The following is an 11,049-nucleotide window of genomic DNA, read 5'->3' as shown; positions in this document are numbered from 1 at the left end:
CGCGCTCACCAGCAATAATCACGGATTTGCCGCCCCGCTCCCCCGCCTAACTACGCGGCCTTGCATTCATGGCCGAGAAGCTGACTCGGCGACGTTTGCCGCGGATCATCGATGAACGCGGCGGCCGGTCCCATTCGGCCTCGGCGGACGGTTCACCGACGCCGGGCCCACCACCACCGCAGCGCGTAGCCGACGGCGCCGGCCAGGAACAGGGCGGCCGTGGCGAGCAGCCAACGGGCGAGGAACGGCCGCTGGTCCTGCCCGGACGCGGCCAGATAGGCCGGCCGATCCAGCCGCAGGATGCCGGGCAGGTAGACCAGGAACAACAGGCCGGCGGCCAGGGCCGGCACGCGGATGTGGTTCAGCGGCGCCGGGCCCGACGGTGGAACCCCGCGCGGGCCCGACGCGCGGCGCAGCACGGCGTCGGCCAGCCCGTAGATCGGGAACAGCACGAAGTCGTGGGCGATCGCCGCGCCGACGAACCAGATCAGCATCCGACCGACGGCCGGTTCCCCGGCGAGCCGCAGCGCCACCCACCCGGTGACGGCGAAGCCGGCGGCGAGCGGCAGCAGGTGCCGGAGCGGCGCACCGTACGCCGTCCGAAACCGGGCCGCGATGTCACCCACCGGTACGACCGTGGAAGTCGATCTCCGCCACCCATTTCGTGCAGTGCACACCGGGCAGGGCCGGCACGATGACCCGCGCCGGGTAGCCGTGGTCGAGGGTGAGGTCGACGCCGTTGACCCGCAGCGCGAGCAGGGAGTCCCCGTCGAGGACCTGGTTGGCCTGCAGGGTCGCCTGCCGGAACAGTCCCGCCTTCTCCAGCGAGTGGACCTGCGCGGCACCGATCCGGCCCGCTTTGACGAGCGCGGCGAGGTCGCGCAGCCGTACGCCGGTCCAGGTCTGCCCGGTCGACCACCCCTCCACACAGGCGATCGGCAGCCTGACGGTGTGCTGGGCCATGGCCAGCAGGCCAGCGCGGTCCAGGGTGACGGCACGCCCGGCCGCGCGCAGGGTGAGCCGCCAGCCCGGCCCGGTGTCGGCGGCGCTGACGCCGGCCGCGGCCGCGGTCCGGTTGACCGGGAAGCCGGTCGGGCCGGTGCCGGGCTGCCGGCCCCGGGGCAGCAGCAGCGCGGTGCGCCGCCAGGGCTCGTTGAGGTGCTGCCCGACGGTGAGGGCGGCCAGCAACAGCGACAGGCCACCGACCAGGGCGAGCGCGCCGCGTCGGCTCATCGTGGCCGGCCCCGGCCGGGCAGCCACCAGCCCGTCCGGGTCGGCTGGCTCGGGCCTGGTATCGGCACGGGAGGTGGCCAGCTCCCGGCGCGGCGACCGGGACCGCAGCGCGGTGAGCATCCGCCGCAGCTTGAGCGACACGTGCGTGACCAGCGCGGCGACGAACACCCACGCCCCGAGGTAGTGGGCGGTGTAGAAGTCGAACCCGAACAGGTACGCGTACTGGATGTCGAGCAGGCCGGTGGCGATCTCGAACAGGATCCCCCCGACCAGCAGCAACAGGGACAGCCGCTCCAGCACCTGCGCCACCGAGCGCGCCGGCGGCCAGTCGAACAGCTTCGGCAGCACTGACCAGAGCTTGGCCAGCACGACCGGAACCAGCGTGATGCCGAGCCCCACGTGCAGGCCCTGGGTGAGGCGGAACAGCCAGGACGGGCGGGTCGGCCAGTCGAACGGCGGCAGCCGCAGCCACCCGACGTCGGGCGGGAACGCCTGGCCGAACTGCGGGGAGTAGGCGGCGTAGTCCAACAGCCCGGTGAGGAACACCAGCGGCAGGCCGACGAGCAGGGCCGCCCCGAACGTGGCGGTGAGCCACGGGCCGCGCAGCGGGCTGCGCCACCGCCGGTTCACGGCCGCCGCACCGGGCGGGGGATGCTCGGCCAGGAACGCCCACCACCGCCGGGGAAAGCCGTAGCCCGGCCGGTCGGGCCGGCCACCGCGCCCCGACCCGACCGGGGGACCCCCGGCGGGGGAGGTGCTGTCCGCGTTCACCAGTCCTCCTCATGGCAGTCGACGCGGTGCGCGCCGCGCCGCCCCCGCGCGGCGGGCGGCCGGCACGGGCCTATGCCGGCAGGCTACGGGCGGCGGCGACGAGCGGACCCGTTTTGCCGGATTACCGCTTGCTTACCGGGCGGCGCGAGTGACCGGCATGTTGCGAGCTCCTTACGGCTGCGCCGAGCCGGCCCGGAGCGGTTCTCCGCCGACCTACGCTGCCCGACATGCGGGTACTGGTCACCGGCGCGGCCGGTTTCATCGGGTCCCAGGTCGCCGACCTGCTCGTCGCCGAGGGGCACGAGGTGGTGGCGCTGGACGCGCTGCTGCCCCAGGCGCACGGCGGGGAACTGCCGGAGTGGGCCCGGCGGCACTCCCCGGTGGTCGGTGACGTCCGTGATCCCGACCTGCTCGACGTGCTGCTGCCCGGCATCGACGCGGTGTGTCACCAGGCGGCGATGGTCGGGCACGGGCTCGACCCGTCGGACGCGCCCGGCTACGCCAGCCACAACGACTACGGCACCGCGGTGCTGCTGGCCGCCATGCACCGCGCCGGGGTGCGCCGGCTGGTGCTGGCCAGCTCGATGGTCGTCTATGGTGAGGGCCGCTACGAGTGCGGCCGGCACGGCCCGGTGCGGCCTGCCCCACGCCGTCCCGCCGACCTGGCCGCCGGCCGGTACGACCCGACCTGCCCGCGCTGCGCGGGCAGCCTCACCCCGGCGCTGGTGCCCGAGGACGCCCGGCTCGAGCCGCGCAGCACGTACGCCGCCAGCAAGCTGGCTCAGGAACATCTGGCCGCCGCTTGGGCGCGTCAGACCGGTGGCGGGGTGTGGGCGTTGCGCTACCACAACGTCTACGGGCCTCGGATGCCCCGCGACACCCCGTACGCCGGGGTGGCGTCGATCTTCCGGTCCGAACTGGCGGCGGGCCGGCCGCCCCGGGTGCTCGAGGACGGCCGGCAGCGGCGCGACTTCGTCCACGTCACCGACGTGGCACGCGCCAACCTGCTGGCCCTGACCACGCCCTCGCCGGAGCCCCTGGTGCCGGTCAACGTCTGCTCCGGCGAGCCGCGTACCGTCGGTGACCTGGCCGCCGCCCTGGCCGCCGCGATGGCCGGCCCGGCGCCGCTGGTCGTGGGCGGTGCCCGCGCCGCCGACGTGCGGCACGTCGTCGCCGACCCGCGCCGGGCGACCAAGCTGCTCGGCTACACCGCCCGGATCGGGTTCGCCGACGGGATCGCCGCCTTCGCCACCGACCCGCTGCGCGCGCCGGCGGCCCTGCCCGCCTGACCGGCCGCGCCGCCGTTCCTGGTCGTCAGCGGCGGCGCCGCACTCGATCGGCCGGCGCGCGGGTCAGGAGACCGTCCAGAGCAGGTGGTTGACCGCGAGGGCGGTCGCCGCCTGCCCGACCAGCCACCAGCGGCGGGCCGCCGGCGGCAGGTGCGCGGCGGCGACCAGCAGCCACACCACGAACGGCAGCCAGATCCGCTCCACCTCCGCCTTGCTCAACCCGGACAGGTCAGCCGCGAGCACCACCGCCGCCGCAGCGAGTGGCAGCAGCACGGCCGGTCCGGCGGCAACTGCCGGCCCGACGAGCCGGGCGCCAGGACCGCGCAGCGCGGGGCGGATCGCCGCCACCCCGGCCAGCACCGCCCGGCGCAGCGCCGGCCCGAGCGCCGGGCCGGCGGACAGCACCAGCGCCGCCAGGTTCGCCCACACCCAGTAGCCGTACGGGCGGTCGGCCGCCCAGCCCTGGTAGTACCGGTCCACCACCCGCTGGTAGCCGTCCCACCACCAGAATCCCGCCGCCGTGAAGGCGACCACGACCGCGGCTGCCCCGGCGACCGCAGCCAGCAGCGCGGTGATCCGGTCCGCCGGGCGCAGCGCCAGCACCACCAGCGCCAGCAGGCCCACCAGCACGAAGCCGTACGACAGGTACAGCGCGAAGCCCAGCATCAGCCCACCGGCGGCGGGGGCCAGCCGGCCGCGTACCGCCAGCAGTGCCAGCCCGGCCGCGACCACACCGGCGAACAGCCCGTCGGCCGATGCCCCCACCCACACCGCGCCGGGCGACAGCACCAGAAACGGCAGGACCGCGCGGGCCGCGGACTCGGCACCGAGCGCCCGCAACGCCACGGGCACCGCAACGGTGACGCTCGTGCCCACCAGCACGCAGGCCAGCGCGGCCGCGGTGCCCCCGCCGAGCCCGATCCGGTCCAGCCCGACGAACACCAACAGGGCGCCGGGCGGGTGACCGGCGGTGTGGGTCGACCACGAGTCGGGGCGGAAGTCCAGGATGCGCTCGGCGAACCCGGCCAGCGTGGCGGGGACGTCCCGGATCCCGGGCACCTCGTGCAGGTACTCCGCCTGCACGGTGAGGCGTTCGGTGAACCCCGCCGACCAGCCGTCGACCAGGGCCAGCGACAGCGTCCACGCCGCCGACGCCAGCCAGGCCGCGCCGAGCAGCGGCGCCCACCGCGCCACGCGGGCCCAGGGCACCCCGACGCCGATCACCGCGACCGCCACCAGCACCGCCGCCGGCGTGCCCCACCCGGCATGCGGTCGCCAGGTCGCGTACAGCGGGGCGGCGTCCGCGTACAGACCCACCCCGCGGGCGTTGAGGACCGCGCCCACCGCCGCGGCGAGGAGCACCAGCGCGATCTCGACGCCCAGCACGGCCAGGTCGCCCGGCCACCGGCGGGTCGGCGTCCGCCCGGGCGCAGCGGAAAGTCTCGTCGTCGTTCCCATGCCGACCGGCACGGTACGACCTTTCCGGCACCTGCGACCGGTGAACGGCCGGATCGTCACCGGTCGGTAAGAATCGATCCGCCGGTAACAGATCCGTAAGGTCCGATCTTCCTGCCGGAGCCCGGGCCGCGGCCTAGCGTCGGCGGTATGCGCGCACCGGTCGACGTGGTCCTGCCGTGCCTCGACGAGGCCGCCGCCCTGCCCGGCGTCCTCGCCGCGCTGCCCTGCGGATACCGGGCGATCGTGGTGGACAACGGCTCCCGGGACGGCTCGGCGGAGGTCGCCGCGCGGCACGGGGCCCGGGTGGTGCACGAGCCCCGCCAGGGCTACGGCGCCGCCGTGCACACCGGCCTGCTGGCCGCCGCAGCGGACCTGGTCTGCGTCCTCGACGCCGACGGCTCCTTCGATCCGGCGGAGCTGCCCGCCCTGGTCGACCCGGTCGCCCGAGGCGTCGCCGACCTGGCAGTGGGCCGGCGGCGACCCGTCCGCGCCGGCGTCTGGCCCTGGCACGCCCGCGCCGGTACCGCCCTCGTCGCGGCGCTGCTGCGGCAGCGGGGCGTACCACTGCGCGACCTCAGCCCGATCCGGGTGGCCCACCGCGACGCCCTGCTCGCCCTCGGCGTCACCGACCGCGCCTTCGGCTACCCCCTCGAACTGCTGATCCGCGCCGCCGCCGCCGGCTGGCGGATCCGGGAGCTGGACGTCAGCTACGCCCCGCGCGCCGCCGGCACCCGCTCCAAGGTCTCCGGCTCGGTACGCGGCACGCTGCGCGCCACCCGCGACTTCGCCGGCGTCCTGCGCACCGTGGGCCGGCCCCGATGACCGTGCTGCTGGTGATGGCCAAGGCACCTGTGCCGGGGTCCGTGAAGACCCGACTCTGCCCACCGGCCACCCCCGACCAGGCTGCCCGGATCGCCGCCGCGGCACTGCGCGACACCCTCGACGCCGTACGCGCCGTGCCCGGGGTGGTGCCCGTGCTGGCCGTACGGGGGCGCGTCGCCGACGGCGAGGACGGCGCCGACCTGACGGCGGCCCTCGCCGGCTGGTCGGTGCTGCTGCAGCGGGGCGGCGACCTGGCCGACCGGCTCGCCAACGCCCACGCTGAGGTGGCGGCGGCCTGGCCGGGACGGCCGGTGCTGCAGATCGGCATGGACACCCCGCAACTGACCCCGGGACGACTGCTCGCAGCGGTGCGGCGCCTCGACCTGGCCGACGCCGTGCTCGGGCCGGCGGTGGACGGCGGGTGGTGGGCGCTGGGGCTGCGGGACCCGCGGCAGGCCGGCGCGTTGCGGGCGGTGCCGATGTCCACCGCGTGGACCGGCCAACGCACCTGGGCGGCCCTGTCGAGGCGCGGGCTGCGTACCCTGCCCCTGCCGGTCCTTCGCGACGTCGACGAGTGGGCCGACGCGCTCGCGGTGGCCGCCGAGGCGCCGGCGAGCCGCTTCGCCCGCCAGGTGGCGCGGCTGGCTCCCGCCCTCGTGCCGGACGGTCGACGGTGACCGTCGACGCCGTCGGAACGGGCGGGCGGCCGGACCGCCGGACGGACCCGAACGAGATCGAGGACGTCTTCGCCGCGGCCCTGCACCCGCAGCCCGGCGTGCACTGGCTGGTGCAGGGCGACGGTCGGCGCAGCCGGCTGCCGGTGCGGCGCTGGCACGGTCCTCCCGAGCCGGCGACCGCCGCCGTCGTCGCCCGGTGCGCCGGCCCGGCCCTGGACGTCGGCTGCGGCCCGGGCCGGCTCACGCTCGCGCTGGCCCGGGCTGGGCACACCGCGGTCGGTGTCGACATCTGCCCGCACGCGGTGCGGCTCACCCGGGCGCGCGGGGCGGTCGCCCTCCACCGGGACGTCTTCGCCGCCCTGCCCGGCGAGGGCCGGTGGGCGCACGTGCTGCTCATCGATGGCAACATCGGCATCGGCGGTGACCCACGCGTCCTGCTCCGCCGCTGCCGGGAGCTGATCCGCGCCAGCGGGACCATCCTCGTCGAGCTGGAACCTCCCGGGCCGGGGCTGTGGCGCGGATGCGCCAGGCTCACCTCCCGATCCCCGACGGGCGAGGTACGCCGCAGCGGTGCCTTCCGCTGGGCACGGCTGGACACGGCGGCGGTGCACGACACCGCCCGCGCCGCCGGGCTGGCCGTGCGGGACGTGTTCGAGGCGAGCCGTCGCTGGTTCGCCGAGCTGGTCCCGGACCAGCCGTGATGTGTCGCCCGCCGGACGTGCCGCGAGCGGCGAGCCCGGCACGCCGAACCGGGGGCCAGCCGCGTTGGCCGGAAGTCTCACCGGAAGCGGCAATGTGGTTGGCGGCCCGGCCCGGTCAGCCTATGGTGAACGGATGTACCCGGTCCGGCAGCCGATCAGCGTCACCACGGTGGCGCCTGCTGTCGTGCCCTGCCAACGGCACGCGGTCGCGCCCATCCACGGCCTGCCGAGCCCGATCCCCACCGGCCGTGGCCCTCCGGGAATCTGCACCACCCGCGAGTACGGCCACCAGGGCGAAGCCATCCGGCTTCGGCCCTTTTCTTTTCCGGAAGGGATCCGACATGAGCACCGACCTCCGAGGCGCCGCCGACCAGGAGCGGATCACGCGGCTGCGGGCCACGCTGAGCGCCGAGTTCGAGACGCAGACCGCACGGCTGACCGAACTGACCGCGGACACCGGCGATCCCGGCGAGGCGCACACCCGGGCCGCGCTGATCGCCGCGACCCGGCAGAGCCTGGCGCAGATCGGTGACGCGCTGCGCCGACTGGCCGAGGGCGGCTACGGCACCTGCGAGCGGTGCGCGGCGCCGATCCCGGCCGAACGGCTCGAGGTGCTGCCGCACGCCCGCTTCTGCGTACCGTGTCAGCAGAAGCAGGGCTGAGCTGACCGCGGCGACGCCGGACCGCTGCGGCGGTCCGGCGGGCCCGGGGGCGACCCGCCGTACTTGACCTCAAGTTTGGTTCAACCGCAATGCTGGGTGTCAGACGTCGGACGAGGGAACGGAGACTGACCATGGCGGTGTTCACCGAGGACGAGTTGGCCTACCTGCGTACCCAGCGTCTCGGGCGGCTCGCCACCGTCCGTCCCGACGGGACCGTGCAGAACAACCCGGTCGGGTTCGGCTACAACGAGAAGCTCCAGACCATCGACATCGGCGGGCGGAACATGGCCGCCAGCCGGAAGTTCCGCAACGTCGCCGCCGGCTCCAAGGTCGCATTCGTGGTGGACGACATCGCCTCGCTCGATCCCTGGACCGTCCGCTGCGTCGAGATCCGCGGCGACGCGGAGGCGCTCACCGAGCCGGCCGACTCCGCAGGCCACGTGGCCGGCCCGATCATCCGCATCCACCCCCGCCGCGTCATCAGCTTCGGCCTCGAGCCCGCCACCGGCCCGCGGTGATCGCGGAGCGGCCCCGCGTCAGCTGGGGCCAGCCGGGCTGGCCGCTCGCCGACGTCGAGGTCCAGCTCCACGCGGTGCCATCAACCACGGGCCCGCCGGCCTGCCCCACTCCGCCTCCGGCGGCAGGGGCCCCGCCCACCGGCGGGGCCCCTGCCCGGGTCAGCGGCCCTGGAGGGCCTTGACGTTGTCGCCGAAGGTCCAGCCCTTCGACCCGTCCCAGTTGATCGACCAGGTCATCAGCCCCTTCAGGCCGCCCTGGTAGGTGTTCCACGCCTGCGCCACCGCCGACGGCGCCAGGTATCCGCCGCCGGCGCCGGACTGCGCGGGCAGGCCGGGGACCTGCCGGTCATACGGGACGCGAATGGTGACGCCCTGCACGACCAGGCCGGCGTTGAGGCAGTTGGTCTGCGCGACGAAGCCCGGCACGGTGCCGGCGGGGTACGAGTCGCCGGAGCAGCCGTACATGGAGCCGTTGTAGTACTGCATGTTCAGCCACCAGAGCCGTCCGTTGTCGACGTACCGCTTGATGATCGGCAGGTACGCGCCCCAGATCGACCCGTAGGTGACGCTGCCGCCGGTGACGTATGCCGTCTCCGGAGCCATGGTGAGCCCGAAGCCGGCGGGCATCTGGGCGAGCACCCCGTCGATGATGCGGACCAGGTTGGCCTGCGAGGTGGACAGCTGGTTGATGTTCCCGCTGCCGGTGAGGCCGGTCTCGATGTCGATGTCGACACCGTCGAAGTTGTATCGCTTGAGGATCGGCACCACGGTGGCGACGAACCGGTCGGCGACCGCGCTCGAGCTGAGGTCGATGCCGGCGGTGGCACCGCCGATCGACAACAGGACGGTCAGGCCGGCGGCTTTGGCCTGGCACACCTCGGCGGGGGTGGGCACCTTGACGCCGGCGTCCATGCCGTTCTCCCAGAGCACCGTGCCGTCGGAGCGGATCACCGGGAAGGCGGCGGTGACCACGTTGTAGCCGTGTGAGCGGATGCGCGAGTCGGTGATCGGGATCCAGCCGAGCCCGGGGTGTACGCCGTTGGCCGCGCCGTCCCAGCTTTCCCAGTAGCCCTGGAGCACCTTGGCGGTCGGTCGGGGCTTCAGGGCGCAGGTGTCCCCGCCCGGCGGCGGATTCGACGGGGTGGGCGACGGCGTCGGTGTGCGGGTCGGTGACGGGGTGGGCGACGGCGTGGGGGAGGGGGACGTCCTGGTCGGCGTGGGTGACGGGGTGCCGCCGTCGCAGGCGCCGAGGTCGTTCCAGAGGGCCGGGGTGGCGGGCGGGGTCCAGCCGGCGCCTGCCGGCGGGGTGTGTGTCTGCAGCGCCTGGTAGAGGCGGCTGGCGTAGGTGGCCTTGCTGCCCGCGGTCCAGGTGACCCCCTCGGCCCAGGCCGGTACGCCGGCGCAGGACACCAGCGCGGCCTCGCCGGCGGTCGCGGCGAGGCCGCTGGCGGCCGGTAGGGCGGCGAGCAGTAGGGCGCCGCCGAGCAGGGCGGTCAGCCGGCGTCGAAGTCGCATGACATACCTCCTCATCGATGCGCCGCAGGCTATCAGTTAACTTTGTTAAGTGTAAATGGGCAGTAGGCTATCACCGCTTGTTTCAGGGCATGAAATGGGGGCCGCCGCCGGGTGGCGCCCAGGGAGAGGACGGCGGCGGACGTGGACGCCAGACGCACCACAGTGCGCGACATGCGCCGTGCCAACCGATCGGTGCTGCTCACCCGGATCTGGCTGGACGGGCCGCTCAGCCGTCACGAACTCGGCCAGACCACCGCGCTGAGCCTGGCCAGCGTGAGTAACCTGGTCGGCGAAATGATCGCCGAAGGGCTCGTCGAGGAGGCGGGCTCGGTGGAGTCCGACGGCGGTCGGCCCCGGGTGCTGCTGCGGGTCGCCCCCGGCTACGGCTACCTGGTCGGCGCCGACGTCGGCGAGACCCGGGTCCAGGTCGAGCTGTTCGACCTCGCGATGACCGCCCTCGCCAAGGCCGAGTACCCGATCGCCGCCACCAGCCCCGACCCGCGCGACGTGGCCACCCACCTGCTGCACGGCCTCGACGCGGTGGTCGAGCAGGCCGGCGTCGACCCGGCCGCGGTGCTCGGCCTCGGCGTCGCGGTGTCCGGGACGGTCGAGCGCACCGCCGACGCCGTCGTGCACGCGCAGACCCTCGGCTGGGACGGCGTACCGCTCGGGGCGATGCTGCGGGCCGGCACCGACATCCCCGTCCACCTCGACAACGGCGCGAAGACCCTCGGCCAGGCCGAGATGTGGTTCGGCGCCGGCCGGGGCGTCCGGCACGCCGTCATCGCCCTGGTCGGCTCCGGCGTCGGGGCATGCGTGATCGCCGACGGCGTGGGCTACCGCGGCGCGCACAGCAGCGCCGGCGAGTGGGGGCACACCACGATCGTGTACGGCGGCCGCCGCTGCCGCTGCGGCAACCTCGGCTGCCTGGAGGCGTACGTCGGGGCGGAGGGGGTCCTCGACCGGTTCCGGCAGGCCAACCGGGGCCGCCCGGCGGCCGGCGGCGACGAGGAGACCGCCTTCGGCGAGCTGCTCCGGTCCACCAGCCGCACGGCGGCGAAGGTGCTCGACGACACGGTCGGCTACCTCGGCGCCGGGGTGGCGAACCTGGTCAACCTCTTCAACCCGGAGCGGGTGGTGCTCGGCGGCTGGGCCGGGCTGGCCCTGGGCGAGCGCTACCTGCCGCAGATCCGGGAGGCCACCGCGCGGCACGCGCTGCGCCAGCCGTACGCCCAGACATCGATCGAACTGTGCCGGCTCGGACCGGACGCGGTCGCGATGGGCGCGGCCACCCTGCCGATGGCCCGGCTGCTCAGCGACGGCGGCGTGCCGCGCAGTCCGGCCGCCCGGGTGACGCCGGCGCCGGCGCGCCCCGCGCCCGGGCCCGTTGAGCCGCGCGCCCG

Annotated in this window: 11 protein-coding genes; 7 read left to right on the top strand and 4 right to left on the bottom strand. The window is 75.2% G+C overall.

Going from position 1 to position 11,049, the window contains the following annotated elements; translation table 11 throughout:
* Positions 1-152: 152 nt before the first annotated feature.
* Both ACNAW0_RS28825 and ACNAW0_RS28820 read right to left on the bottom strand, forming a co-directional pair.
* A complete protein-coding gene (locus ACNAW0_RS28825) occupies positions 153-626 on the bottom strand; it encodes a hypothetical protein (protein WP_416291185.1) in 474 nt (157 codons plus the stop codon).
* Entirely contained in the window at positions 619-2,004 is a 1,386-nt protein-coding gene (locus tag ACNAW0_RS28820) for a molybdopterin-dependent oxidoreductase (protein WP_416291184.1), read from the bottom strand. The genes ACNAW0_RS28825 and ACNAW0_RS28820 overlap by 8 nt, the downstream gene beginning before the upstream one ends.
* Positions 2,005-2,231: 227 nt before the next feature.
* Between ACNAW0_RS28820 and ACNAW0_RS28815 the strand changes: the two genes are divergently transcribed.
* Positions 2,232-3,293 (top strand): NAD-dependent epimerase/dehydratase family protein, encoded by a 1,062-nt coding sequence (locus ACNAW0_RS28815; protein ID WP_416291183.1) that lies wholly within the window; start codon positions 2,232-2,234, stop codon positions 3,291-3,293.
* Positions 3,294-3,356: 63 nt separating this feature from the next.
* On the opposite strand, the gene ACNAW0_RS28810 is transcribed toward ACNAW0_RS28815, so the two are convergent.
* Positions 3,357-4,751 carry a hypothetical protein gene (locus ACNAW0_RS28810; protein WP_416291182.1) on the bottom strand — a complete coding sequence of 465 codons (1,395 nt, stop codon included), beginning with the start codon at positions 4,749-4,751 and terminating at the stop codon, positions 3,357-3,359.
* 147 nt (positions 4,752-4,898) lie between these two features.
* Here ACNAW0_RS28810 and ACNAW0_RS28805 point away from each other — a divergent pair, with 147 nt between their 5' ends.
* The 5 genes from ACNAW0_RS28805 to ACNAW0_RS28785 all read left to right on the top strand — a co-directional run bounded on the left by ACNAW0_RS28805 (position 4,899) and on the right by ACNAW0_RS28785 (position 8,131).
* Entirely contained in the window at positions 4,899-5,573 is a 675-nt protein-coding gene (locus ACNAW0_RS28805) for a glycosyltransferase family 2 protein (protein WP_416291181.1), read from the top strand.
* Positions 5,570-6,250: a TIGR04282 family arsenosugar biosynthesis glycosyltransferase gene (locus ACNAW0_RS28800; protein ID WP_416291180.1), complete on the top strand. Its 681-nt coding sequence runs from the start codon at positions 5,570-5,572 to the stop codon at positions 6,248-6,250. Before ACNAW0_RS28805 ends, ACNAW0_RS28800 begins: the two co-directional genes overlap by 4 nt.
* 56 nt (positions 6,251-6,306) lie before the next feature.
* The gene (locus ACNAW0_RS28795) at positions 6,307-6,951 is read left to right on the top strand and encodes a class I SAM-dependent methyltransferase (protein ID WP_416291186.1); all 645 of its coding nucleotides are present in this window, start codon (positions 6,307-6,309) and stop codon (positions 6,949-6,951) included.
* Positions 6,952-7,292: 341 nt separating this feature from the next.
* On the top strand, positions 7,293-7,613 hold the full coding sequence (locus ACNAW0_RS28790; RefSeq protein ID WP_416291179.1) for a TraR/DksA family transcriptional regulator: 321 nt from the start codon (positions 7,293-7,295) through the stop codon (positions 7,611-7,613).
* Between the two features lie 131 nt (positions 7,614-7,744).
* Entirely contained in the window at positions 7,745-8,131 is a 387-nt protein-coding gene (locus ACNAW0_RS28785) for a PPOX class F420-dependent oxidoreductase (RefSeq protein ID WP_416291178.1), read from the top strand.
* A gap of 159 nt (positions 8,132-8,290) precedes the next feature.
* Here ACNAW0_RS28785 and ACNAW0_RS28780 read toward each other — a convergent pair whose 3' ends face one another.
* Positions 8,291-9,646 carry a glycosyl hydrolase family 18 protein gene (locus ACNAW0_RS28780; protein WP_416291177.1) on the bottom strand — a complete coding sequence of 452 codons (1,356 nt, stop codon included), beginning with the start codon at positions 9,644-9,646 and terminating at the stop codon, positions 8,291-8,293.
* A gap of 171 nt (positions 9,647-9,817) precedes the next feature.
* On the opposite strand from ACNAW0_RS28780, the gene ACNAW0_RS28775 reads away from it, so the two are divergent.
* Positions 9,818-11,049 (top strand): ROK family transcriptional regulator (locus ACNAW0_RS28775; protein WP_416291176.1); only part of this gene is annotated, 1,232 nt, incomplete at its 3' end.

The organism is Micromonospora sp. SL1-18, from assembly GCF_047921505.1.
Classification (GTDB): domain Bacteria; phylum Actinomycetota; class Actinomycetes; order Mycobacteriales; family Micromonosporaceae; genus Micromonospora.
This window is presented reverse-complemented; position numbering and strand designations above follow the sequence as displayed.